This window comes from Trueperella bialowiezensis, from assembly GCF_900637955.1.
In the GTDB taxonomy this organism is placed as follows: Bacteria; Actinomycetota; Actinomycetes; order Actinomycetales; family Actinomycetaceae; genus Trueperella; species Trueperella bialowiezensis.
The window spans coordinates 1,631,922-1,658,360 of sequence record NZ_LR134476.1 but is presented as its reverse complement, the minus strand read 5'-3'; the positions used below and the strand labels follow the sequence as shown (position 1 = coordinate 1,658,360).

The following is a 26,439-nucleotide window of genomic DNA, read 5'->3' as shown; positions in this document are numbered from 1 at the left end:
ACAAACTGGCACCCGATTGCCATGTAGTTCACTTAAAGAGTGGTTATTCGCGCCCGGCTCGGCGTGGTGTGTGACAATGACTGCGTGACTGACCATGATTCCGGTTCGACGCCGGCAGATGAGAAGACGCCCATGTTGAGGGCGCTCGAGAAGTCCACGTTGGAGATCGAGCGCCATGTTGCCACTGGCGGGTGGGATGCTCCGATGCGGCTGTTTGCGCTGGCCCGCGCGAAGGATGCGCTCGAACGCCATCCGGCGTTGGCTGATGAGCTTCCGGCTGATGTGCAGGCTGGTGCGATTAACGATCCCACCACGCTGTTTTCGATCGAGCAGGAGGGTTTGCCGCCGGTTGAGACTATCGAGCAGTTGGTGACGTCGATCGTGTGGCCCGCCGACGTCGACGGCGCGGCACTCTCAGTTGAGCGCATCGTGTTGCCTCCGGGTGCAGAAACCGCATTGCCGAAGGATCCCGAGGAAGCGGAAAAGGTTCTTGCTACTCATCCGGATCGGCAGGATGTGCGCATCGTGGCGTCCGTGTTGCGCACCGGCGAATCGTGGTGTGCGGTGCGGATGCGCAACTTTGACGATCCACTCAAGGTGCTGTCTGGTCGCAACCTTGTGCCCGGTATCGTTGAGGGCTTGCGGCTCGGTTTTGATTCGGATGAGGAGATTCCCGACGGCGTCTAGTCGCCTTCGCCTTCGACGAGCTGGATAGCCGAACATGGCACGAGCTGGGAAGTATCCCCCGCCCCGATAGCGTCGACGGCGCTGATCGCTTCGTCGATCGTGCGCACGGCCCACAAGTTCAGCCCGTCTGGCGCGAAGCCCTCGGTTTCCGGGCAGTTGACCGCCGGGGCGAGAAAGTCAGTGGCACCGGCTTGGCGGGCGCCATTGATCTTGTGGCGAATCCCGCCGATGGGCAGGATGTCACCATCCCAGGAGATCGCGCCCGTTCCCGCAATGGTTGCCGAACCTCCGAGTGATCCCGGGGTGACGGCGTCGTAAATCGCTAGCGTGAACATGCCACCGGCGGACGGTCCGCCAATTCCGTCGACGACGTAACTCACGTCCGCAGGTAGTTCGACGTCGGAGACCCCAACAGCAGCCCCAATCATTGAGCCGGGGTGAACCCACCCGGTGCGGTCAGGCTCGTGGGCGCGCGTGGTGATGACTGCGGTGTGTTCGGCGCCGGCACGCAACACGGTCAGCTTGACGTCGGTTCCGGCGGGGGTCACGTCCAAAACGTAGGCAAGATCAATAAACGTGCCGATAGGTACCACTTTTCCAGAGTCCACTGCAGGAGAAGAAATTGCCACCAGCTCGTCGCCTTCTTCAAGAACCCCGGAAGCTGGCGAATCTTCCGGAATCCCGGCAACCGTGAGGGTCATCTGCACGTCCATACCGGCTTTATCAAAAGCTACTGCGGCGGCCGTATCTTGCGAAAAGTCCATCAGGGCAAGGTTGCGTTCCTTCACGTCCGCCGAGCTCACCTCTTCCGGATACAGCGCGCGCACGGGCACGAGCTGCAGCTCGCGAGTCAGCAGGGAACCCGCGGCGATCACTCCGGGCACGCCGTGGTCGGCATTGCCTGTGGCGGTCACGGTGGTCATCAACAGGCTCGTGTCCGACTCGTGCGTGTCGGTTCCAGTGACGGCGAGCACTTGCTTGCCGTCGATGTCTTTCGTCACATCAAGCACGGGGCCGGGGCTTTGCACGATATACGACGTCGGAAGGGCAATACCTACAAGCGCAAAAAGCGCATACAAACTAAAAGCGACCGCCGTGCGCGAGGGTCGCCGCCACCCGGTGTGCCGCACGCGCTGTGGCCGCGAGCGCCAGTTCCCCAACAGCGCCATGTGTCCCCTCCCCTTGCTCGTATGTTGCTCTTGATCGAACGTTTCTTGCGCTTCGGCGTTCACGCCTGGCGCACCTATCCTCATTGTTATCTCGCGCGTTGCCAACTAATCTTGGGTACACACCAAGGAGGAAATTGTATGAGCAACAGTGATCATAGCGGGCAGGGCGCTCCCGGCGGTAACTGGGAGGAGATGCTGCGCGCGATCCTAGGCTCTGAACAGGCCGAACAGATCATTGAACGCATGAAGGCCGAGGGGCATGACCCGCAGGCAATGGCGCAGATGCTCAATCCTGGGAACATGGCGATGGTGACGAACCAGATTCGTCATTTTCTTGGCTCGTCGGGTGAGGGCCCGGTGAATTGGCAGCTTGCCGAGCGCGTGGCACGTGACACGGTGAGCCACGGCAGTTTGGATCGCCTCACCGCGGCGAAAGCGGATCGGGCACGTACCGCGATGCGGACGGCCTCCTTGTGGCTGGATGCCGCCACTGATTTTGCTCCGGCTACCGGCCCGAATCTTGCGCTCAGCCGCCTGGATTGGATTGCACACTCGCTGGGCACGTTCCGTAAGTTGCTTGACCCGATTGGTGCGAACGTGTCGCGCGCGTTTAGCGAAGTGCTGTCGTCGCACATGGATCACATGCCGCCACAGATGGCGCAAATGCTCGGTGATCCAAACAAGATGCTGACCACGATGATCGCCGCCGTGCTGGGCATGCAGTATGGAGGGGCACTGGCCGAGCTCGCAGTGAAATCTTTCGGTTCTACGGATACCGGCGTGCCGCTACTGGAGGGTTCGTCGTCGATCCTGGTGCCCGCAAACATCGCAGACTTCGCGGAGGGCTTGAACGTGCCGCAAGAAGAGGTGCTGCTGTACGTGGCGGTTCGCGAATGTGCCGCTACCCGCCTATATGGGCGCGTGCCATGGTTGCGCCCGCGAGTGCTGGATACCATCGCTGAGATCGCCTCGGGGATCGAGATCAACATGGAGTCGATTGAGGAGCAGGTGCGCGGCATGGCGATCGACCCGATGTCCGATCCGCAGGCGATGCCGCAGATCGACATGTCGAATATTTTCGTGCTCGAGCTGGGCCAGGACCAGCAAGATGCCGTGGAGCGCCTCCAACATCTGCTTTCGCTTATTGAGGGCTGGGTGTCTGAGGTGTCTGCGAAGGCGGTACTTCCCCATCTGCCGGCGGCTGTGCCGATGCGCGAGTTGTTCACCCGCCGCTACGCCACGGATAATCCGGCGAAGTCGGTGTGGGAGGAACAGCTGGGTATCGAGCTGGTTGCTCGCCGCCAGCGTGAAGCGTCCGCTTTTTGGGAGCTCGCTGAGAAGGAGAAAGGGATTGCCGGGCGGGATGCGCTGTGGTCACATCCGGACCTGCTACCGACGGCGGAGGCGTTGGATGACCCGGAGTCGTTCTTCTCTGACTCTCAGGAGGACATCGAAGCTGAACTCGATTCATTCCTTGAAGATTTGTTTAACGACGCCGAACAGTCTGGTGCTCCTCACGAGGAGCCTTTCGAGACGGGCAAGGATCCAGATAAGCCTAGCGATTCAGGCTCACCGCAAGCAGAGTAATCCACAGCCGTGCACAACCCCGGCGCCGCCTGCCACGGCGTCGTTAGCCTCGGTGTATGCAACTGAAAACTGGGGTGTTTTGGACGGCGCCGCGCAGCGCCCAAGTGGGAATCGATCCGCGTGTGGGAGTGAGTTTGGCCGGGCTCGACGTCGCCGAGCTTCGGCTCATTGATTCTTTGACCCGCCCGCAAACAGAAGCGGAGATCACTGCACGTGCTAAAGCGGCTGGCGTTGCCCCGCGCAGGCTTCGTTCCGTGCTGGCCATGTTGGAACGGGCCGGAGTACTCGACATGGATCCCTCCCCCGCTCCCGACGCGATCGCACACAAGCGTATTTACGGGCAGGCTCCAGACCGAGAAGGTAGGCACGTCCACATCGAACGCGCAGATTATCTGGGTGCGGGTATCGCCATCGGTTTGGCACGCTGCGGAATCGGGAAAATTACCACTGACGACGACGCCCCGATCACCTTCTATGATCATCCGGATATGCGCCGGCTCGGCGTTGGCTACGGGCGTGAAGGTGCCCTGAAAACCTTGCTACGCCACGCCCACCCGCGTGTGGCGACCGGGCGGCGTCGTTCCACCGTTCCAGACCTCGTCGTGGTAACCGGCACTTACGCTACCGACCCGGTGCTCGTGGGCCAGTACGTTGCCGACGACGTGCCCGTCTACCAAGCGTGGGTAGAAGAGGTGGACATTTACGCTGGGCCCATGACGATCCCTCACGAAACCCCGTGCGGGAACTGCCTCATGCTCCACCGGGAAACGTTCGACCCGAACTGGCGCACAATCATCCAGCAAGCATGTTCTGCGCCTCCGCTCATGCCGGACAACTCATCGGCGATGATGGCGATCTCACTGGCAGTACGCGATATTACCGAGGCCTTCGACACGGGTGCAGTACCAGACATGTGGCGGATCGGCCCATCCCCCAGCCCGCCCGAACAGCTCGTGCTAGCTCCGCATCCCGACTGTGGATGCACGTTAACTCCCGCGCCCGATCTGCGCCCAGAACCTACGCCCGAACCAGCACCTGTAACCAAGCCTGCTCCAAAGCCAGCGGCGCAGCCCGTGCACACCACCTAGCGTGGCTACTTGCCAGAGCCGAGTGGTTTGCCGTTGACGATGTCGAGGATGTCAAGCCCGTAGTCGGTGAGTTTACGGGTGCCAATCCCGCGCACTCGGCCAAGTTCTGCCAAGTCGCGTGGCTTGGTTTCGGCGATTTCACGTAGCGTGACGTCGTGTAAAATGGTGTGCGCCGGCCGGCCCGTACGCCTGGTCATCTCAAGGCGCCAGGCGCGTAGTTCTTCGAACAGGGGCACGTCCGCCGGGTTTTCTTTCGCCCAGTTTTCTTTCGCATCCTTCGAGCGCCTGCGCGCCCGGGTACTGCGCGAGACGGGTTGCGGCCAATGCGGTTCCACAAACCGGCTGAGCTTACGATTCGCTCTACCGGTGTTGCCCGTGGCGTAGGAAATGAACAGTTCCTCGCGTGCCCGGGTGACACCCACGTAGAGTAGCCGGCGTTCTTCAGCTATCTGCTCGCTCGTTTTCGCATGCGAGATCGGCATGAGCCCTTCGCTCATTCCCGCTAAAAACACGGCCGTCCATTCTAAGCCCTTTGCTCCGTGTAGGGACGAGAGGGTGACGGCGTTGGTCACCGGATCGTTGCCCGATTCTGCGCGCTCTTCCAGTTCTGCCACAAACTCGGGCAGCGTGGCCTGCCGGGCCTGCCACTTTTCTTCTGCAAGGTTCAAGATCGCCCGCTGTGCCTCCCAGCGCTCCTTCGCGGCGCCAGCCTGCGGAGCTTCCGGACGCCAGCCGAGCGTGCGCAGCGTGTCTTCTACCATGACGGGCAGGTCGTCACGCTGCGGGCCGCGTGCCACCGCACGCAAAGCCACCATTGCTTCACGCACTTCCTTGCGCTCAAAAAATCGCTGCGAACCTTTGACCTCAAAAGGTATCCCCGCCTGCGCAAGGGCCGTTTCAAACTCGAGCGACTGGGCGTTAATCCGGTAGAGCACCCCGATCTCCGACAGCGGTACCCCGGCCTCGCGCAATGAGAGAATCTTGCCGGCGATGTTGGCCGCTTCATCGGCGTCGTCGGTATATTCCGTGTACTCAACCGGCCTGCCCGATTTCATTGCCGAGACCAGCTCTACCGACGCCGGCGAGCGGATCGGCTCAATCATCTGGTTCGCTAGCTCAACAATCTGAGGGGTGGAACGATAGTCGCGATTCAACTTGACCGTGCGAGCCCGCGGGAACTCCTTCGTGAAATTCTCCAAATATCCGGCGGACGCCCCGGTAAACGAGTAGATCGTCTGTGAGACGTCTCCCACCACGCACAAATCTCGTCGATCACCCAGCCACAGCTGTAAAAGCCGGTGTTGCATGGGCGAGACGTCCTGATATTCGTCGACGACGAAATGCCGGTACTGTTCACGGATCCGCTTCGCAATATCCGGCCGGTCCACCATGATGCCAATGAGGATGAGGATGACGTCCTCAAAATCGATGACGGCCCGTTCTGTTTTCACCTCTTCATACGCCTTGATCAGGTTCGCAATTTGAGCGTGGGGATACTCGCCGATCAGCGCCCTATTGACTGCTTCGGCACGCTCAACATAATCATCCGGCGCGATAAGCGAAACTTTCGACCATTCAATCTCCGAGGCCAGATCGCGTACAGTCACCCGGTCCACGTCCATTCCCAAACTGGCCGCAGCCTGGGACACGAGCGGCATTTTCGACTCGCGAATCTCCGGCACGTATCCGCCGATCGCGTTCGGCCAAAAGTACCGCAACTGGCTGAGCGCGGCGGAGTGGAACGTGCGCGCCTGCACGTTACCCACGCCCAGGTCACGTAACCGCGAGCGCATCTCGCTTGCCGCCTTCGCAGTGAACGTGACGGCGAGGATGTTGCGCGGATCATGTGCGCCGGAGCGTATGGCGTAGGCGATGCGGTAGGTGATCGCCCGCGTCTTGCCCGTGCCGGCACCGGCGAGGACGGCCATGGGGCCGTGGACGTTTTCGGCCACTTCCCGTTGGCGGGCGTCGAGATGTTCGAGCAGGGCGTCGGCGTCGTCAAAGTTGTCAGTCATTTATGCCTGCCCACCAACGTGCTGGCCAGCCACCGGCAGCTCGCTGTTGCCAGCTACCGGCGGTTCGCTCAGCGGGCCGCCATACCAATCCGTGATCAGCGCGTGAGCAATCGAGGCCGGGCTTGGCAGACGCTGCGGGTTTTCGGTGAAAATCGCGTGTACGGCGTCGCGAGTAAACCAGCGGGCGTCAACAACTTCTACGCCGTCCACCTGAATCTGCTGGCTCTCGTTTGCTAGCCAGCCGTGGAAACCGAACATGAGCGAGCGCGGGAACGGCCAGGGTTGCGACGCGAAATAGCGCAGGCGCCCCACCCGAATCTGCACCTCTTCGAACACTTCGCGGCGCACCGCATCCTCCACCGTTTCGCCCGCTTCGACGAATCCGGCAAGCGTGGAGAACCGGCCCTCCGGCCATGCCCTGTTGCGGCCAAGCAGAATGCGCCCGTGCCCATCGTGAATCGCCATGATAACCGCCGGATCCATGCGCGGAAACACCATGTGGTTATTCGCGCAGCGCTGCTGCCACCCGGAGGCCTCCAGCTGGGTGGGCGTGCCGCACGTGGGGCAGAATTTGGCGCGCGCCTGCCAGTTCAACAGCGCGATCGCCGCCATCGCCAAACTGGCCTGCTCGGCCGGCAGGAGTGCCCCTACGCCGTAAAACCCTTCGAAAGTCACCGCTGCCAGTTGCTTCGACCATTCGTCGTCCACAATCAACGGCGCCACGTCGATCGCAAAGTGTGGGACCTTACCGATCTTGCCCAAATAAACCGGGCCGACATCACCGAGCGCGGCCGCCTGCTCGCGCGTCCACAGGTCCAACACCTTGCCGCGCACCGCCACCGAATCGCCGCTCACCAGCAGATAGCGGCCTGCCGGATCGGCCAACGCCTCATACGGATTGAGCCGAGTGGCGGCGTCGCGATCAAACACGGTGCTCGCTGCCGTTAACTTTCCATGCATAGCTTCTCCTCCTGCTCCACACTACCCACGCCCTCCGACACTCTCCCTACTTGTTCACATCCTGCTAACTAACGTGAAAAACGCCCCTGATCACGGGTTATCTCCCGCCATCTTTACCGAAAAACTAAATAACCTGCCAGAATAGAACGCGTGAATATCCACAACGCTCCAGTATCTCGTTACACGGCTCGCGAACCCGAGCCGAGCCTGCCGCTGGCCAGCCCGTATCGGCTCGGCGCCCACCTCACGCAGCAAGGGGTCGACGTCGCCGTTTTCGCCTCGCACGCAACCGCGGTGGAAATCTGCTTTTTTGACGGCTTTGGTCCGTATGCGTCGGAGCGTCGCTACAGTTTGGCCAAGGCCGCCCACGGCGTGTGGACCGGCCATATCCCCGGCATTCGCGCCGGGCAAGCCTACGGATACCGGGTACACGGGCGGTGGGATCCCGATAGCGGGCTGCGGCACAACCCCGCGAAAATCCTCCTTGATCCCTACGCCCGCGCGATCACCCGCGAACCGATCCTGCACCCCGCACTCTTTTCGCACTCCGTAGACGAGCACCTCAACCCCGAACCCGGCTACAGCCCCGACGATCGGGATTCTGCCGACGTCGCCGCGCTCGGTGTGATCGTGGACGAACCCGGCGTCGTCGACCACCATCCCTATACTCCCTGGGACAAAACGGTCATCTACGAAGCACACGTGATCGGCCTGACGAAACAGCTACCCGGGATTCCAGACGAGCTGCGCGGCACGTATGCCGGCGTCGCTCATCCCGTCACGATCGACTACCTCAAATCGCTCGGTATCACGGCGATCGAACTGCTACCGATCCACGCAAAGATGAGCGAACCTTTCCTCACCAAACAGGGCAAAGAAAACTATTGGGGATACTCCACGCTCAACTTCTTCGCCCCCGAACCCTCCTATGCGATGCAGTCCAGTATCGACGCCGGCCCGCAGGCGGTGATCGCCGAAGTCAAGGGCATGGTCAAACTGCTGCACGATGCCGGGCTCGAAGTGATCCTCGACGTCGTGTACAACCACACGTGCGAAGCCGGTTCGGACGGGCCCACCGTGTCCTTCCGCGGGCTGGACAACTCGATGTATTACCGGCACTCGTCGGCCCGCCCCGGCCAGCTCATCGACTCGACGGGCACGGGCAACTCGCTGGATTTCCGGCGCCTGCCCGTCATCCAACTCACGCTCGATTCGCTGCGCTACTGGGTGGAGCAGATCGGCGTAGACGGCTTCCGTTTCGACCTTGCCGTCACGCTTGCCCGCCAGGGTGATTCGTTCAACCACCAGCACCCGCTCTACGTGGCGATGGCCACCGATCCGGTGCTCTCGCGCGTGAAGCTCATTAACGAGCCGTGGGACATGGGCCACGGCGGCTGGCGCACCGGCCAGTTCCCGCCGCCAACCGCGGATTGGAACGATGGTTTTCGCGACACGCTACGTAGCTTTTGGATCACCGAACCGGCCTCCATTTTCAGCGGCGGCCAAGGTGGGGATCGGCGTGATCTGGCTACCCGGCTCGCAGGTTCTGCCGATCTGTTCGGCCACGGGCGCACGCCCGGCGGGCGGGGCGTGTATGCCTCGATCAACTTCATTACCGCCCACGACGGCTTCACCATGCACGACCTCACCGCTTACAACCACAAGCACAACGAGGCTAACGGCGAGGACAACCGGGATGGCACGGATAACAACCGTTCGTGGAATCACGGCGTGGAAGGCCCCACGGACGATCCCAATATTTTGCGTGCCCGGCGCACGACCATGCGCAACCTGTTCGCTTCCCTCATCTTTTCCGGTGGCACGCCAATGATCGCGGCGGGCGACGAGATCATGAAAACCCAGCACGGCAACAACAACGCCTACTGCCAAAACAACGAGATCTCGTGGCTGGACTGGGACTTGGATGAGCATCAAGAAAACATGCGCGACACGGTCTCCTACCTGCTGCGCCTGCGCCGCGATCACCGCGTGTTCCGGCCCAAGAATTTCTACATGGGAGCCGTAGCGCCCGGGGATTCGATCCTCGACATGGCATGGCTCGACAACACTGGCGAATCATTCCCGGACCACAAGTGGTTCGATCCGAATGTGCGGCTTTTGCAGACCCTCCGCTCCGGATTTGGCCAGGACGCCGACGCGCTCATCGTCATCAACGGCAACCCCGAATCCCGCGTCATCACGTTGCCGGAAGGGCGCGGCAATCCTTTCCGGCTCGAATGGTGTTCCACGTGGGAGCGCCCTCGCCGCGACGCGGAAGTCTACGCGCCGCGAGCCGTCACTCGCGTCGACCCGCTGTCGTTCACGTTGTTCTTCGCTAATCCGCGATAACGACGCCGCCACCCGGCTCCCAAGCAGGCCGGACGCCCAGCGTGAACCGATTTTCCGGCGTCGTCAATCACCCGTAACATGGGGGTATGAACGATACCGCACAACTGGACATCACGGACGCCTCGCTCGAACACGCACGCCAAATCAGTGCGAAGATTGACGCGGCGATTGACAAGGATCCGTCGGAGTTTCGCGTGCTCACCGGCGCGCGCCCCACGGGTAACCTCCACATCGGCCACTATTTTGGAGCCCTGCGTAACTGGGTGGATATCCAGCGGCGCGGCGTGGAAACGTGGCTGCTGATTGCGGACTATCAGGTCATCACCGATCGTGACGACACCGGGCCGCTCGCCGAGCGCGTCTACTCACTCCTCACCGACTACCTGGCGATCGGCATGGACCCGGAGGAGACCACGATCTTCGCGCACTCGCAAGTGCCTGAACTTAACGAACTGTTGCTGCCGTTCCTGTCGCTCGTTTCCGACGCCGAACTGCGCCGCAACCCCACCGTCAAGGCCGAGCTGGACGCCACGGGTGACCGCCCGATGTCCGGGCTGCTGCTCACCTACCCGGTCCACCAGGCGGCAGACATCCTGTTCTGCAAGGCGAACGTGGTTCCCGTGGGTAAGGATCAGCTTCCCCACCTGGAGCAAACCCGCGTGATCGCTGATCGTTTCGAAACGCGCTATGGGCACGACGGCGACGAACGGGTTTTCCCGCGCCCGCAAGCCCTGCTGTCTGAAGCAGAGAACGTGCTCGGGCTGGATGGCACCAAGATGAGCAAGTCAAAGGGCAACACGATCGAGCTCGGCATGAGCGCTGATGAGACCGCCAAACTCATCAAGAAGGCCGTCACGGATTCTGACCGGCACATCACCTACGATCCGGTTAACCGCCCCGAAGTGTCCAACCTGCTCCTCATGGCGGGCCTTGCGTCCGGGCGCGACCCACACGAAATCGCCACGGAGATCGGCGACGGCGGAGGCGGCACCCTCAAGGCCGTCGTCACCGAAGCTCTCAACGAACACCTCGCACCCATCCGCGAGCGCCGCGCCGAGCTTGCCGCCGACAAGGGCTACCTCACCCAGATTCTCACGCGCGGAAACGAACGAGCACGCGAGCAGGCTAGCCAGACGCTTGCGCAGGTCCACGCCGCACTTGGAATGGTTTATTAATAAAACGTGACGACTTCCTTACATCAGACTATTCCTAATTTGGAACCGGTCTTTATCCAGATATCCTAAAAGATGTCCGACGTGAGATCTCACGTATCAGCAAAAGGGGTTTCATTGACTCACTTCGATATTGAACAAGCAATCGGGGGCCAAGTTCGCTCGGTCTCTGGTAAGAACGCGCGCTCTGCCACTCTTATGGAGTACTGGCAGGGAACCGCTTCTGCCGTCGTCGACGCGATCGCGGAAAACTGGCAGAAAACCGAGGAGCGCTACAACGCTTCCCGCATGCAGCATTACTTCTCTGCTGAATTCCTCATGGGCCGGGCCCTTCTCAACAACCTGAACAACCTGGGCAAGATTGAGGAAACAAAGGCAGCGCTCGCCACGTACGGTCAGGAACTGTCTGACGTTCTCGAAGCGGAAAGCGATGCGGCACTCGGCAACGGCGGCCTCGGCCGGCTTGCAGCGTGCTTCCTTGATTCATCTGCAACTCAGGATCTGCCGGTTCGCGGCTACGGTATCCTCTACCGTTACGGTCTGTTCAAGCAGTACTTCGACAACGGTTTCCAGGGCGAAAAGCCGGATCCGTGGATGGAAGAGGGCTACCCGTTCGTCATCCGCCGTGAAGAAGAACAGGTGCTCATCAATTACGCCGATCTGAAGGTTCGCGCGATCCCCTACGACATGCCGATCACCGGCTATGGCACCGACAACGTCGGTACGCTGCGCCTGTGGAAGGCCGAGCCGATGGAGGACTTCGATTACAACGAGTTCAACTCGCAGAACTTCACCGGCGCCATCGTGGAGCGGGAGCGCGTCAACGACATTTCGCGCGTGCTCTACCCGAACGATTCGTCCTTCGAGGGCAAGATTTTGCGCGTGCGCCAGCAGTACTTCTTCGTCTCGGCGTCGCTGCAGCAGATCGTGGCCAACGAAATCGCTCAGCGTGGTTCGCTCAAGGATTTCGCGAAGAACAATTCGATCCAGCTCAACGACACCCACCCGGTGCTCGCGATCCCGGAGCTCATGCGCATCCTGCTCGACGAGCACGATTTCGGTTGGGATGAAGCCTGGAAGATCGTCCAAGGCACGTTCGCGTACACGAACCACACGGTTTTGGCTGAAGCGCTGGAGACCTGGGAGATCGCAATTTTCGAGCGTCTCTTCCCGCGTATCCTCGAGATCGTGCGTGAGATCGACCGTCGCTTCCGTGAAGAGATGGCCGAGAAGGGTCTGAGCGAGGACAAGATCAACTACCTCGCACCTGTCTCTGGCAACCGCGTTCACATGGCGTGGATTGCCTGCTACGCCTCCTACTCGATCAACGGCGTCGCCGCTCTCCACACGGAGATCCTCAAGGCTGACACGCTCAATGACTGGTACAAGCTCTGGCCAGAAAAGTTTAATAACAAGACGAATGGTGTGACTCCGCGCCGCTGGCTGCACCAGTGCAACCCGCGCCTGTCCGCACTGCTGACCGAACTCATGGGTTCGGATGAGTGGGTGCGCGATCTGGACAAGCTCAAGGAGCTCGGCCACTACGGTTCTGATCCTGCCGTGCTTGACCGCGTCAACGAGATCAAGCATGCCAACAAGGTGGATTTCGCGAAGTGGATCAAGAACCGTCAGGGTATCGAGATCGATCCGAACGCTATTTTCGACACCCAGATCAAGCGCCTGCACGAGTACAAGCGCCAGCTGCTCAACGCGTTCTACATTCTTGATCTGTACTTCCAGATCAAGGAAGATCCGTCGATTGAGGTTCCGCCGCGTGTGTTCATCTTCGGTGCGAAGGCCGCTCCTGGCTACGTGCGTGCGAAGGCGATCATCAAGCTCATCAACACGATTGGTGATCTGGTGAACGACGACGCCGATGTGGCCGGCCGCCTCAAGGTCGTGTTCGTGGAGAACTACAACGTCTCTCCTGCCGAGCACATCATTCCGGCAACGGATGTGTCCGAGCAGATCTCTACGGCCGGCAAGGAAGCGTCGGGTACGGGCAACATGAAGTTCATGATGAACGGTGCTCTGACGCTTGGCACGATGGACGGCGCGAACGTGGAGATCGTTGATTCGGTTGGACACGACAACGCCTACATTTTCGGCGCCGAGGAAGACGAGCTTCCCGAGTTGCGCAAGACGTACGATCCGCGCCGTACTGCGGCCGAAACGCCTGGCCTTCAGCGGGTTGTCGACGCGCTTGTGGATGGCACACTCGACGACGGCGGCACCGGGCTCTTCCACGACCTGCACCATTCGCTCATGACCGGCGACTGGGGCGGGGCCGACGAGTACTATGTGCTCGGCGATTTCGCCTCCTACCGCGAGACCCGCGACAGGATGGCGAAGGACTACTACGCCGATCGCCGCCACTGGGCTGCGATGGTGTGGAAGAACATCACCGAGTCTGGCCGTTTCTCTTCCGACCGCACGATCCGCGACTACGCGCGTGAGGTGTGGAAGATCGAACCGCAGAAGATCTAAGAAGATCTAACAGGTCTCATGCCAGCCTCGTTAAGCTGGCGAGCAGGCTCTTTCCCGTGGGCTCTTATGGACGCCCGTGGGAAGGAGCCTGCTTTTATTTCGGCCGAGGTCTCACGCCTGGCCGAGGTCTTGCGCTGGCCGAGGTTCCCCGTTTCTGCTTATATAGCAATTCTGCCGGACTCGAGGGCCTCCAACCTCCCCAAAACTGCTTATATAGCAATTCTGAGAGGCGTGCCGTCCGGCAGGTCATTTCGTGGTGGGTGAAGTCAGCAAAAATAGCATTGCTATCCATTAAGATCGAAGACGTGACAATAAACGCTGTTCCTCCCCGGCGCACTTGGCGCAGAGCCCGCATGGCCACGCCAAAAGTCGGCAGCGTCCGCTTCCCCCACGAGTAGGAAAGGCAGCTTCAATGACTGACAAGCCCGCGCCAAAGTCGGCGCCCAAGACCACCACTGCTAAGACGACTGCTGCTAAGACGGCCACGGCCAAGACCACCGCCGCTAAAGCCACAACGGCAAAGACCGCCGCTTCGAAGACGACGACGGCGAAGACCGCGGCAGCTAAGACCACCGCTACCGCTAAGGCAAGCACGGCGAAGACAGCCGCAGCTAAAGCACCCGCGAAGACCGCGGCAACCAAGACCACGGCAGCTAAGACGACCACTGCTAAGACCACCACCACGAAGCGCACAACAACCAAGCGCGCAACCGCCAAGTCCACAGCGCCGTCGGCTACCACTCCCCCGGGATTCACGGATCCGGTGGCTAGCCCTCAGGTTGCTCCGTTCGCGCCGGTTGGCCGGATTCCGATCGTGAACGTCCAGCCCGTTATCGAAAATGGCGCGTGGCCGGCCAAGGGCACCGAGAACGAAGCCTTCCCCGTGACCGCAACCGTGTTCCGGGAAGGGCACGACAAGTTTGGTGCGGCCGCCGTTCTCGTTGATCCGGATGGTAACGAAGTGCAAGAAGCGATTATGCACGATACTCATCCCGGCCTGAATATTTACAAGGGCTGGCTCACTCCAACCAAGCCTGGCGACTGGTCGTTCTTCGTGCGTTCGTGGTCGGATCCGATGGCCACGTGGTACCACGATTCAGAACTGAAGTTGAATGCGGACGTCGACGTTGAACTCGTCTTCCTCGAAGGCGAAAGGCTTTTCCGCCGCGCGATGGAAGCGATGCCCAAGGACTCCGACGAGTGGGATGTGCTCGACGACGCCGTGCAGGTCATGCAGCGCAAGCGGGTAGCAAAGGGTATCCGCTTTGCTGCGGCCACCTCCGACGACGTCAAGGCGGCACTCGCCAAGTATCCGGTACGCGATTCAGTAACGGAATCTGCGCGTTACCCGCTGGCGGTCGACAGGGAGCGCGCGCTCGTTGGTTCGTGGTACGAAATCTTCCCGCGGACCGTGGGCTCCTACTATGACAACGAGAAGAAGAAGTGGGTTTCTGGCACGTTCGAGACGGCCGCGAAGGATCTGGATCGTATTGCCGGGATGGGCTTCGACGTCATCTATCTGACGCCCATCCACCCCATTGGTGAAACGAACCGCAAGGGTCGTAACAACACGCTCAATGCTAAGCCGGAGGATCCGGGCTCGCCGTACGCTATCGGTTCGAAGGACGGCGGCCACGATTCGATTCATCCTGATCTGGGCACGTTCGATGATTTCGATAAGTTCGTGGCGCGTGCCAAGGAGCTCGGCATGGAGGTCGCACTCGACATCGCGCTGCAGGCCTCGCCGGATCACCCGTGGGTGAAGGATCATCCGGAGTGGTTCACCACGCGCGCCGATGGCACGATCGCGTTCGCGGAGAACCCGCCGAAGAAGTATGAGGACATCTACCCGCTGAACTTCGATAACGATCCAGAAGGGATCTATCAGGAGATCAAGCGTGTGCTCGAGGTGTGGGTCTCGCACGGGGTGACTGCGTTCCGTATCGATAACCCGCACACGAAGACGTTGCCGTTCTGGCATCGCCTGCTCGCCTACTTCCGTAAGAACCATCCGGACGTCATCTTCCTGTCGGAAGCGTTCACGAAGCCCCCGATGTTGCAGACTCTCGGTGCAATTGGTTTCCATCAGTCGTACAACTACTTCGCGTGGCGTAACGAGAAGAAGGAAATCGAAGAGTACTTGGTGGAGCTCGCCCACGAGTCGGATGCGCGCGTGCGCCCGGCGTTCTGGCCGACCACACACGATATCCTCACGCCGTACATGCAGCGCGGCGGAGTGCCAGCGTTTGCGATCCGTGCGATCCTCGCAGCTACCGGTTCGCCCACGTGGGGTATTTACAACGGCTACGAGCTGGTTGAAAATGTTGCCCGCCCGGGTGCCGAAGAGCAGATTGACAACGAAAAGTACCAGTACAAGAACCGCGACTACTCGGCCGGTGACGCGCTGGGTATCGCCGATCTGCTTGGCAAGCTGAATGAGATTCGCGGCAAGCATCTGGCGTTGCGGCGTCTGCGTAACGTGACGATCAACCCCACGAATAATGACAACATCCTGTGCTTCTCGAAGGTCACCAAGCCTGAAGAGTCACCGGACGGATCTGTTGATATGGTTATCGTCGTCCTCAACCTGAACCCGTACGAGACGCACGCGGCCACGATCAACCTGGATCTGTCTGTGTTCGGCACCTCGCCCACGTGGGACGGTTCGCCGGCCATCGAAGTTCATGACGAGCTGTCCGGGTCCACGTTCTACTGGAATGACCGCCCGTACGTGAGCTTGGATCCGCAGGGTCAGGTTGCCCATATCCTGTCTGTAAAGGTTCTGTAGTGCCCCAATCTCCGCACGCGTTACCGCAGCCGGCTACGGCTACCGATCAGGGTCATCGCCCGGGTTTGAGCAATGACCCTGATTGGTTCCGGACCGCGGTGTTCTACGAAGTTTTGCTCCGCGCTTTCGGTGATTCCACCGGTTCGGGCCAAGGTGATCTCCGCGGCCTGATCGACCACCTCGACTACCTGCAGTGGCTGGGAATCGATTGCCTGTGGATTCCGCCGTTCTATCCGTCGCCGATGCGCGACGGCGGATACGACGTGTCGAACTTTACGGCGATTTCGCCGGAGTACGGCACGATGGAGGATTTCGAGGAGCTGATCGAGGAAGCGCACGCGCGTGGCATCCGGATCATTATCGACCTCGTCGTTAACCACACGTCGGATCAGCATCCGTGGTTCCAGTCGTCGAGGTCGAATCCGGACGGGCCGTTCGGGGATTTCTACGTGTGGCGCGATACGGACACGGAGTACGCGGACGCCCGCATTATCTTCATTGATACCGAGGCGTCGAACTGGACGTTTGATCCGGTGCGCCGCCAGTATTTCTGGCACAGGTTCTTCTCTCACCAGCCGGATCTCAACTATGAGAATCCGAAGGTGCGTGAAGCGGTGAAGGACGTGGTGCGTTTTTGGGCGCGCCTCGGCATTGACGGCTTCCGCCTGGACGCGGTGCCCTACCTGTTTGAGGAGGAGGGCACGAACTGTGAAAACCTGCCGCGCACGCACGGTTTCTTGGCAGAGATGCGTGCGATGCTGGACGAGGAATTCCCCGGCAAGATCATGCTCGCTGAGGCTAATCAGTGGCCAGAAGACGTCGTGGAATATTTTGGCACCGAGGAAGAACCGGAGTGCCACATGTGTTTCCATTTCCCCGTGATGCCGCGGATTTTCTATGCGCTGCGCGACCAGCGTGCGACGGCGATCCGCGATATTTTGCGTGCGACGCCGGACATCCCGGCGGGCACCCAGTGGGGCACGTTCCTGCGTAATCATGACGAGCTGACTCTCGAAATGGTTTCCACAGAGGAACGCGCGAAAATGTATGGCTGGTATGCGGAAGACCCGCGGATGCGCGCCAACGTGGGCATCCGCCGTCGTCTTGCTCCGCTGCTCGGTAATTCGCGTGCCGAAATCGAACTGGCGAACGCGCTCTTGCTGTCGTTGCCAGGTTCGCCGTGCCTCTACTACGGCGACGAGCTGGGCATGGGCGATAACATTTGGTTGCCGGATCGCGATTCGGTGCGCACTCCGATGCAGTGGACGCCGGATAGGAACGCGGGTTTTTCGACGGCGGACCCGGGCAAACTCTATCTGCCTGTCATTCAGTCGCTCGTCTACCACTATCAGGCGATTAACGTCGAGGCGCAGCTGGCCCAGCCGTCGTCGCTGCTGCATTGGATGCGCGGAATCCTGTCGGTTCGCCGGCAGTATCCGGTACTCGGCAATGGCGAGTTTGAACTGCGTGAAGCGAACAACGAGGCCGTGCTCTCGTTCACTCGGGTTAACGAGGAGCAGGCGATGCTGTGCGTCATGAATCTGGCGAACACTCCGCGAGCCGCGGAGATTTCGATTCCGGAATTTGCTGGCTGGCAGGTCAAGGACGTGTTCGGCGGCGCCGGCTTCCCGCAGGTTGCCCGTGATGGCACCTATCCGATGACGCTCGGTTCGCGTGATTTCTTCTGGTTGGAGCTCATCCGCCCGGGCACACAGGAACCAGCGCCCGTGGAGGGTATTGAGGCTCCGGCGTCATGACGATGCACGGATGGACTACCTCACCTGCCCGCTTGGCGCAGGCAACCGGCGACTGGATTACTCAGGCGCGCTGGTTCACGGGCGATCCCGATGCGGAGCTCCGGTTCGTACACGCAAGTCCGATTGCGGTGACTGATCATGTGACTACCGTGCTGTTCCTGGTTCGTAGCGGCGAGCTACCCCTGAGCGTGCCGCTGACTTTCCGAAGGGCTGGCGGGGCGGCGTCGTCGCCTGGGCCCATCGGCGCTATCGATGACGTCCGGATTTGGGACGCGACGGACGATCCCGACGGCCAGCGTGCGCTCCTTGACCTACTCATGAGCGGGCGCACCGACACGTCCGGCGCGCTTCGCCTCGAAGCCCGCCCGTTGCGCCGGGATCTACCGGCGATAGCGAGCTCGCATCGGCTCACCTCGGAACAGTCGAACACGTCGGTCATCTACTCATTCGCCGAGCCGGATTCCACTGGTTCGCAAGGTTTGATCTTGAAACTTTTCCGAGTGCTCTCCAATGGGGTTAATCCCGACGTCGAATTGCAGCAGGCACTTGACGCCGTCGGCTCTGCGGCCGTGCCGCGACAGTACGGATCTGTGCGTGGCGCGTGGCAGGGCATGGAAGCGGACGTGCTCGTGGCACAGGAGTTTTTAGCGGGCGCGCTCGATGCCTGGCAAGTGGTCACCGGCCGGTTGAGCAACGCAGACTTCGCCGTCGGCGACGACATCACCCAGCTTGGAGCGTTGACTGCACAGATTCATCGGGAGCTCGCCGGTTCCTTCGATACGCAACGTCCGAATGAAACGCAGCGCAATGAGCTGATTTCTCAGTGGCACGCACGTGCCGAGCAAGCCATCGCAGACGCCCCTCAGTTAGCTGAACATCGCGACGCGATCAGGGCAGTGTTCGCCAAAGCACGCGACGTCGAATGGCCGGCGTTGCAGCGTATTCACGGCGACTATCACCTCGGCCAAGTATTGCGCGTACCCGATCGCGGTTGGGTGGCACTCGACTTCGAAGGTGAACCCCTCCGGCCGCTCGCTCAGCGCACCGCTCCTGATCTTGCCCTGCGCGACGTGGCCGGCATGCTGCGCTCCTTCGATTACGCGGGCGGTTCAGCACTCCTCGCGGGTGGTGACGAACAGCTGCTGGCGGACTGGGCCTCGCGAGCACAACATGCCTTCCTTACCGGGTACGGCGAACTGAGCGCTGATGAACAGGTTTTGCTGGACGCGCTCGTGCTCGATAAGGCGCTGTACGAGGTGTCATACGAGGTAGCAGCGCGCCCTGATTGGGTGGAGATCCCGATACTTGGAGTTCTTCGGCTCATTAGCCGCTCGAAAACATAAACCAGCGTAGAATGTGACTAATACTTGCCAGTGCCAAGCTAGAAGGAATGTGACATGACCGCACAGCCTGAACCGATGATGATCGACCACGAGATTCTTGATGCCGTGTCCAACGGAGTACACCATTCGCCTCATGATGTGCTCGGGCCGCACACCAATGGTGAGAACGTCACGATTCGAGTGAGCCGTCAGCTCGCCGATGAGGTGACGATCGTGACCGAAGACGGCGAATACCCTGCCGCCCACGAATGGAACGGCATCTGGGTAGTTGCCCTTGACGGCGGGGAAATCCCCACGTACCGGGTGCGCGCGAAGTACGGCGATTTTGAAGCCACCACGGATGACGGCTATCGCTTCCTTCCCACCATCGGCGAAGTGGATCGCTACCTGTTTTCTGAGGGCCGCCACGAAGAGCTGTGGAAAGTCCTCGGCGCACACATCCGTGAATACGACACGCCCATGGGTACCGTGCGTGGCACGAGCTTTTCCGTGTGGGCGCCGAACGCGCGCGTGGTGCGGGTGATTGGTGATTTCAACTCGTGGAACGGCGTCGCCTCTGCCATGCGTACCATGGGTGCCTCCGGTATTTGGGAACTGTTCATCCCCGGCGCGGACGATGGCCAGCGGTACAAGTTTGAAATCCAGTATGAGGACGGCTCCTGGCACCAAAAGGCAGATCCGATGGCACGGCGTACCGAGGCCCCGCCGTCAACGGCCTCCATCATCACCGAATCGCACTTCGAATGGGACGATTCCGAGTGGATGGAAAAGCGTGCCCAGTCCGATCCGCATCAGGGTCCGGTCTCGATCTACGAGGTACACCTCGGCTCGTGGCGTCAGGGCTTGGATTACCGTTCAGCCGCCGAACAGCTTATCGGCCATGTCAAGTATCTTGGTTTCACGCACGTGGAGTTCATGCCGCTGGCAGAGCATCCGTTTGGCCCGTCGTGGGGATACCAGGTGACGTCCTACTACTCCCCCACGGCTCGCTTCGGCCATCCGGACGATCTGCGTTACCTGATCTCCGAACTGCACAAGGCCGGCATCGGCGTCATCATGGACTGGGTGCCTGCCCACTTCCCGAAGGACGAATGGGCTCTCGCCCGATTCGATGGCACGCCACTGTACGAAGATCCGAACCCGATGCGCGGCGAACAGCCCGATTGGGGCACGTACGTGTTCAACTTTGGCCGCCGCGAAGTGCGCAACTTCCTCGTGGCCAACGCACTGTACTGGCTCGAAGAGTTCCACATTGACGGCATCCGGGTGGACGCCGTCGCGTCCATGCTCTACCTCGACTACTCGCGCGAGGACGGCCAGTGGCAGCCGAACGTGTACGGCGGGCGCGAAAACCTTGAAGCGATCTCCTTCATCCAAGAGGCCAACGCCACTGCTTACCGTAAGCATCCGGGCATCATGATGATTGCTGAAGAGTCGACGTCGTGGGGCGGGGTCACCGGCATGACGGAGCAGGGCGGTCTCGGCTACGGTCTGAAGTGGAACATGGGCTGGATGAACGACACCCTGCACTACATGCAGGAAAAGCCTGTCAACCGCAAGTGGCATCACGGCCAGCTCACGTTCTCGCTTGTGTACGCGTTCTCCGAGCAGTTCATTCTGCCGCTGTCACACGATGAGGTGGTTCACGGCAAGGGCTCGCTGTACTCGAAGATGCCGGGCGATCACTGGCAGAAGCTGGCGGGCGTGCGCTTGCTGTTGGCTTACCAGTGGTCGCATCCGGGTAAGCAGTTGCTGTTCATGGGTCAAGAGTTCGCGCAGATCGACGAGTGGAACTCCGGGCGCAGCCTCGACTGGTGGCTAACCGACAACCCTGGTCACGACGGCGTGATGAGCTGCGTCAAGCGCCTCAACGAGATCTACCTCGACTACCCTGCCCTGTGGTCTGACGACCACACGAACAACGGCTTCGAATGGCTTGAGGTCAACGATTCTGATCACAACGTGCTCGCCTACCTGCGCAAGTCCAAGGACGGCGAAGACATGGTGGTTGCCGTGTGTAACTTCTCTGGAGTTCCGCACAACGACTACCGGGTTGGCCTGCCCGTTCCGGGCGTGTGGGAAGAGATTCTCAATACCGACGCCGTCGAGTACGGCGGTTCGGGAGTCGGCAACCTGGGTGCCGTGGAGACTGAGGACATCGAATGGGCCGGCCGGCCTTACTCGGCTAACCTCCAGTTGCCGCCCTACGGCGTCGTCTACCTCACTCCGCAAAAGGCGAAGGCTGTCGAGGCCGAAGCTGCAGATGCTGTCGAAGCTGGCGCTGAAGACGCCGAATAGGGGGATGTAAACCCAAGCGCGTAAACCTAGCGCGGGGGCGGGGGCTCGATATCGGGCTCCCGCCCCTTGTGCATTCCAGTCGAAAATTCCAGACAGTGAGACGATTCGTCCCTCAATTTGGCCAAGCCGAGTTCATTTTGTAGATTAACCACATGAATATTTTCGTGTACGCAAACGCCCAGTCCGTTATGACTGCCCGTTTCGTTGCGCGAATGTGCGTGTGCTAGGTAGCAGCGCACGTTGGGCGCGCGGCCGCCTGTAGCACTTTTTAGCCGGAGTTATCCTCGCAGATCGAGTTTCTCCGAGCCCACATTTTCAGCCTTTATTCACATTCAGGATATTCATGCCTACAGATTTAGCATCTCCGGAGGCCTTCGGCTGGCTTCCGGCACCGGAATCAACACAACTACCGGCACACATCACCACGTCGTTTGAGGTCATGCCACCTCGTAACCCGGCGGCGGCGCCCAAGTTTTGGACGACGGTGAAAAAGCTCGTCGACGCCCGGCCAAATTTTATTTCCGTCACGTACGGGGCGGCCGGTCAGGATCGGCGTGGGGCGCGCGAGGTCACCGAAATCTTCGCCCGGCACATTCCCACTCCCCCGATCGCACACCTGACCTGCGTGGGTACGTCGATCAACGAGATCACCCAGATTGTCACCGATTATCTGGACTCCGGCGTGCGCACGTTCCTCGCGCTGCGCGGTGATCCGCCGGTAAACAAGCCGGATTGGTCGCCAGCCGACGACGCTCTGCAGCGTGCCACCGATTTGATCCAGTTGATTCGCGAGGTGGATTATAAGCGTGCGACGGCGTCGTCGTCGTTCGCCTTGCAAAGCGCGCTCGCTCCTATCCGGATCGCGGTTGCTACTTTCCTCAACGGAAACCCGGCATCGGGAACCACACGCGAACAGGAGATCTCGCGCCTGCTACAAAAGCAACTGGCCGGTGCCGATTTCGCGATCACCCAGCTGTTTTGGTGTGCCCGTGACTACGCAGATTTCGTTGCCGAAGCGCGTGCAGCTGGCGTGACGATCCCGATCGTGCCTGGCATTTTGCCGCCGGTGGAAACGCGCCGCGTGCTCCGCACTCAGGAGCTCACCGGGGTCACGCCGTCCCCGCGGATCCTCGAAGCTCTCGGTAACACCAACACCCCGGAAGAAGCCGAAGCGGTGGGCGTGGATATCGCCGCCGATCTGGCGCTCGAGGTGCTCGCAGAAGGAGCTCCGGGCATTCACTTGTACACGTTTAACAGGGCCGAACCGGCACTTGCGGTTATGGCCAAGGTGGCGCGCCAACACCGCGCCTAAACCATCATCACGACCTACGAAAAATCACAACACACAAAGGAAATACAATGACGAAGCTAACCTCTACGATCCTCGGCTATCCGCGCATCGGCGTGAACCGCGAGCTCAAGCGCGCGCTCGAATCCTACTGGGCGGGCAAGATCTCCAAGGAAGAGTTCCTGGGTGCAACGAAGCAGCTGCGCCTGGCCAATTACGAACGGCTAACCGATCTTGGGCTGGGCGAGCCTGGCGCGATCCCCGATTCGCACACCTACTATGACCAGGTGCTTGACGCGGCGTTCCTTGTTGGCGCGATCCCGCAGCGTTTTGCCGATCTGGACGGGCTGGACGCCTACTTTGCTGCCGCACGCGGTGATGCCACCCATCCGGCCAACGAGATGACCAAATGGTTCGACACGAACTACCACTACATCGTGCCAGAGATCGATTCACATACTGAGTTTGCTTACACGGATACGCAGATCGTGGACCGCTACCGGGAGGCGGCTCAGGCCGGGTACCAGGTGCGTCCCGTCGTCGTTGGCCCGGTAACCCTGCTCGCGCTTGCAAAGGGCACCGATGATGAGCCGGATTTCGATCCGCTCGCGCGTCTTGATGACGTGCTCCCCGCCTACGAACAGCTGCTCGCCGAGCTCGCCGCGCTTGGAGCGCCGTGGGTGCAGTTCGACGAGCCCGCACTTGCCACGGATAACCTGCCTGCTTCTCGTAAGCGACTCACGGAACTCGCGGGCAAGGTGTACACCCGGTTCGCCGAGATTGCCGACCGCCCGCAGATTCTGCTGGCAGTGCCATACGGTGATTCTTCGCAGGCGTTCTCCACGCTCGTCGGTACCGGCGTGGAAGCGATCGGGGTTGATCTTGATCGTGGCACGCTGCCCGAAGGCGCCACGGCGCAGGGCATCACGCTCGCGGCCGGCGTCGTGGACGGGCGTAACATTTGGCGCACCGATCTGCAGGAAGCGGCTGACAAGCTAGAGGCCGCTCGCCAGACGGGCGCACGGGTGGTGGCGAGCACGACGACGTCGTTGCAGCACGTGCCGCACACCCTCGAAGGGGAAACCTGGGACGAGCCGCTCAATTCTAACTTGCACTCGTGGCTGGCGTTCGCGGACGAAAAGGTGGCCGAGATCGTGACGCTTGGCCGCGGGCTTGCCGACGGCTGGGATGCAATCAGCCTCGAGATCGCCGAGTCCACCGCCGCGCTCGAGCAGCGCGCGGCAAGCGCTGGCGTTACGGTGCAGCACGTTCGCGAGCGCACCGCCGCCCTCACCGATGCTGACCGTACGCGTGGGGATGCTGCCGAGCGTCAGAAGGTTCAGCGGGAGAAGTTGCAGTTGCCGGTGTTGCCGACGACGACGATCGGTTCGTTCCCGCAGCGCACTGAGCTTCGGGTAGCGCGTGCGAAGCGTCGCTCTGGCGAGCTGGACGAGGCCGGCTACCGCGAGGTGCTGAAGAACGAGATCACGTCGGTCATCGAGTTGCAGGAAGAGCTTGGCCTAGATGTGCTCGTGCATGGCGAGGCGGAGCGTAACGACATGGTGCAGTACTTTGCCGAGCTACTCGAAGGTTTTGCGGTGACGCACAACGGTTGGGTGCAGTCGTATGGTTCGCGCTGTACGCGCCCGTCGATCCTGTGGGGTGACGTGGAGCGTAAGCAGTCGCTCGGTGGCGAGTGGATCCAGTACGCGCAGTCGCTCACGGACAAGCCGGTCAAGGGCATGCTGACTGGGCCGGTCACGATCATCGCATGGTCGTTCCCGCGCCGGGATATTCCGCTACCTGAGGTGGCCGACCAGCTCGCACTCGCACTACGCGATGAAATCGCTGACCTCGAAGCTCACGGCACGCCCGTCATCCAGGTGGACGAGCCCGCCCTGCGCGAGCTGCTTCCGCTGGACGCCGATAAGCACGCTGATTACTTGGCGTGGTCGGTGGGAGCCTTCCGGCTCGCAACCTCGGGCGTGCAGCCCCAGACCCAGATCCACACCCACTTGTGCTATTCGGAGTTCAACCAGATCATTGACGCGATTGCCGGCTTGGATGCGGACGTGACCTCCGTGGAGGCGGCGCGTTCACGCATGGAACTGTTGGAGTCGGTGGAGGGTAAGTTCTCGAACGATATTGGCCCGGGCGTGTGGGATATCCACTCCCCGCGCGTTCCAGCTACCGAAGAATTGGTAGACCTGATTGAAGCAGCGCTCGAGAACGTCCCGGCTGCGCAGCTGTGGGTCAACCCCGATTGCGGATTGAAGACCCGCGACTACGACGAAACCGTCAAGTCCCTACGCAACCTGGTGGCCGCAACGGCGCAAGTACGTGAGAAGCTCGAGGCAGCACGCTCGTAGTAGCCTCGTCAGCTCCTCGGAGCCTAGTCAGGTGGGGCCGGTGGTCTGAGACCACCGGCCCCACCTTGTTCACAATCAAGAGCCGTCAGAAAACGCGGTGGGATCCTACCGAACTGTCAATCAGACACTTATTCACTTTCGGCTATGAGATCCCACCGCGTTACTGCGAACTAAAGAAGTCTTAGCCCTTGACAGCACCTCCGGTCAGGCCAGAAACTATGTACTTTTGCAAGAACAAGAACAACAACAGGATCGGCAGCGCAGAAATGACCGAACCGGCAGCAAACCAATCCCACTGCTTGTCATTTCCACCAACCCACAAATTCATTCCCACCGCAAGAGTCCAGTTTGACTGACTGGTAAGGATCGTACGGGAAAGAATGAAATCATTGAATGCCGAAATGAAGGACAGCAGACCGACAACCGCAAGAATAGGGATCACCAGCGGCATGATGATCGTCCAGTACACTTGGCCGTGCGAGGCACCGTCAATTTTAGCTGCCTCATCAAGCTCCATCGGGATCGAATTGAAAAATCCGTACATGAGGAACGTGTTAGCGCCCAGCGCACCGCCAAGGTAAACACAGATCAGTGCTATCTTCGAATCTATCCCCAACCAAGGAATGATGTCCCCCAGTGTGGTAAGGAGCAAGAAGATCGCCACAAAAGTCAACAACTGCGGGAACATTTGGATCACCATAAGCGACATGAGAGTCACTTTCCGCCCCTTGAAACGGTACCGCGAAAAGGCGTATGCCGCCGCAGCCCCCATCAGGACAGTGCCAACCGCCGTCGCCACCCCAATGATGAGCGTATTCTTCAGCCACGTCCAAAACATGGTGTCCGAAAGCTCCTGAAAATTCTGCGTCGATACGTTTGCAAACAGATCATTCGCACCCGTAAGCGTGGTTGAAATATTCGGATTGAGAGCCGCTGACACGATGTACACAATCGGGAAGGCAGCATACACCACGGCAACAATTCCAACCACGTGGCGGAACCCTAGCTCACGGAACCATTGCCCGACGGGCATCCGGTTATCGCGCACCTGAAGTTGGGCAGAACGAGCATCGCCCGTCATA

At 60.6% G+C, this 26,439-nt stretch carries 16 protein-coding genes; 12 read left to right on the top strand and 4 right to left on the bottom strand.

What is annotated here, in order from left to right; translation table 11 throughout:
- The first annotated feature begins 84 nt into the window (after positions 1-84).
- Positions 85-687 carry a PPA1309 family protein gene (locus EL234_RS07465; protein WP_241968978.1) on the top strand — a complete coding sequence of 201 codons (603 nt, stop codon included), beginning with the start codon at positions 85-87 and terminating at the stop codon, positions 685-687.
- Here the strand turns inward: EL234_RS07465 and EL234_RS07460 are convergent.
- Complete coding sequence (locus EL234_RS07460) at positions 684-1,856, bottom strand: YlbL family protein (RefSeq protein WP_126416862.1); 1,173 nt, start codon at positions 1,854-1,856, stop codon at positions 684-686. The genes EL234_RS07465 and EL234_RS07460 overlap by 4 nt on opposite strands.
- A 138-nt stretch (positions 1,857-1,994) precedes the next feature.
- Here EL234_RS07460 and EL234_RS07455 point away from each other — a divergent pair, with 138 nt between their 5' ends.
- Together EL234_RS07455 and EL234_RS07450 are read left to right on the top strand one after the other, a co-directional pair.
- Complete coding sequence (locus EL234_RS07455; RefSeq protein ID WP_126416861.1) at positions 1,995-3,443, top strand: zinc-dependent metalloprotease; 1,449 nt, start codon at positions 1,995-1,997, stop codon at positions 3,441-3,443.
- Positions 3,444-3,499: 56 nt separating this feature from the next.
- Complete coding sequence (locus tag EL234_RS07450) at positions 3,500-4,531, top strand: hypothetical protein (protein WP_126416860.1); 1,032 nt, start codon at positions 3,500-3,502, stop codon at positions 4,529-4,531.
- A gap of 5 nt (positions 4,532-4,536) precedes the next feature.
- Here the strand turns inward: EL234_RS07450 and EL234_RS07445 are convergent, their stop codons facing one another.
- Together EL234_RS07445 and nudC are read right to left on the bottom strand one after the other, a co-directional pair.
- The gene (locus EL234_RS07445; RefSeq protein ID WP_126416859.1) at positions 4,537-6,546 is read right to left on the bottom strand and encodes an ATP-dependent DNA helicase UvrD2; all 2,010 of its coding nucleotides are present in this window, start codon (positions 6,544-6,546) and stop codon (positions 4,537-4,539) included.
- Entirely contained in the window at positions 6,547-7,506 is a 960-nt protein-coding gene (gene nudC / locus EL234_RS07440) for an NAD(+) diphosphatase (RefSeq protein WP_126416858.1), read from the bottom strand. It lies immediately after the preceding gene.
- A gap of 150 nt (positions 7,507-7,656) precedes the next feature.
- Here nudC and glgX point away from each other — a divergent pair, with 150 nt between their 5' ends.
- The 9 genes from glgX (at position 7,657) to metE (ending at position 25,357) form a co-directional block, all read left to right on the top strand.
- The gene (gene glgX, locus EL234_RS07435) at positions 7,657-9,855 is read left to right on the top strand and encodes a glycogen debranching protein GlgX (RefSeq protein WP_241968977.1); all 2,199 of its coding nucleotides are present in this window, start codon (positions 7,657-7,659) and stop codon (positions 9,853-9,855) included.
- Positions 9,856-9,941: 86 nt separating this feature from the next.
- Positions 9,942-11,030, top strand: coding sequence for a tryptophan--tRNA ligase (gene trpS / locus EL234_RS07430; RefSeq protein ID WP_126416857.1), 1,089 nt, complete (start codon positions 9,942-9,944; stop codon positions 11,028-11,030).
- A gap of 114 nt (positions 11,031-11,144) precedes the next feature.
- Complete coding sequence (locus EL234_RS07425) at positions 11,145-13,514, top strand: glycogen/starch/alpha-glucan phosphorylase (protein ID WP_241968975.1); 2,370 nt, start codon at positions 11,145-11,147, stop codon at positions 13,512-13,514.
- 412 nt (positions 13,515-13,926) lie between these two features.
- Positions 13,927-16,302 carry a maltotransferase domain-containing protein gene (locus tag EL234_RS07420; RefSeq protein WP_126416855.1) on the top strand — a complete coding sequence of 792 codons (2,376 nt, stop codon included), beginning with the start codon at positions 13,927-13,929 and terminating at the stop codon, positions 16,300-16,302.
- Positions 16,302-18,059: a maltose alpha-D-glucosyltransferase gene (treS, locus tag EL234_RS07415; RefSeq protein WP_126416854.1), complete on the top strand. Its 1,758-nt coding sequence runs from the start codon at positions 16,302-16,304 to the stop codon at positions 18,057-18,059. Before EL234_RS07420 ends, treS begins: the two co-directional genes overlap by 1 nt.
- The gene (locus EL234_RS07410; RefSeq protein ID WP_126416853.1) at positions 18,056-19,402 is read left to right on the top strand and encodes a phosphotransferase; all 1,347 of its coding nucleotides are present in this window, start codon (positions 18,056-18,058) and stop codon (positions 19,400-19,402) included. The genes treS and EL234_RS07410 overlap by 4 nt, the downstream gene beginning before the upstream one ends.
- Before the next feature lie 54 nt (positions 19,403-19,456).
- Positions 19,457-21,700, top strand: coding sequence for a 1,4-alpha-glucan branching protein GlgB (glgB, locus tag EL234_RS07405; protein ID WP_126416852.1), 2,244 nt, complete (start codon positions 19,457-19,459; stop codon positions 21,698-21,700).
- A gap of 343 nt (positions 21,701-22,043) precedes the next feature.
- Entirely contained in the window at positions 22,044-23,012 is a 969-nt protein-coding gene (locus EL234_RS07400) for a methylenetetrahydrofolate reductase (protein WP_126416851.1), read from the top strand.
- Positions 23,013-23,059: 47 nt separating this feature from the next.
- Positions 23,060-25,357: a 5-methyltetrahydropteroyltriglutamate--homocysteine S-methyltransferase gene (gene metE, locus EL234_RS07395; RefSeq protein WP_126416850.1), complete on the top strand. Its 2,298-nt coding sequence runs from the start codon at positions 23,060-23,062 to the stop codon at positions 25,355-25,357.
- Between the two features lie 181 nt (positions 25,358-25,538).
- Here the strand turns inward: metE and EL234_RS07390 are convergent, their stop codons facing one another.
- Positions 25,539-26,438 carry a sugar ABC transporter permease gene (locus EL234_RS07390; protein ID WP_126417299.1) on the bottom strand — a complete coding sequence of 300 codons (900 nt, stop codon included), beginning with the start codon at positions 26,436-26,438 and terminating at the stop codon, positions 25,539-25,541.
- Position 26,439 lies beyond the last annotated feature (1 nt).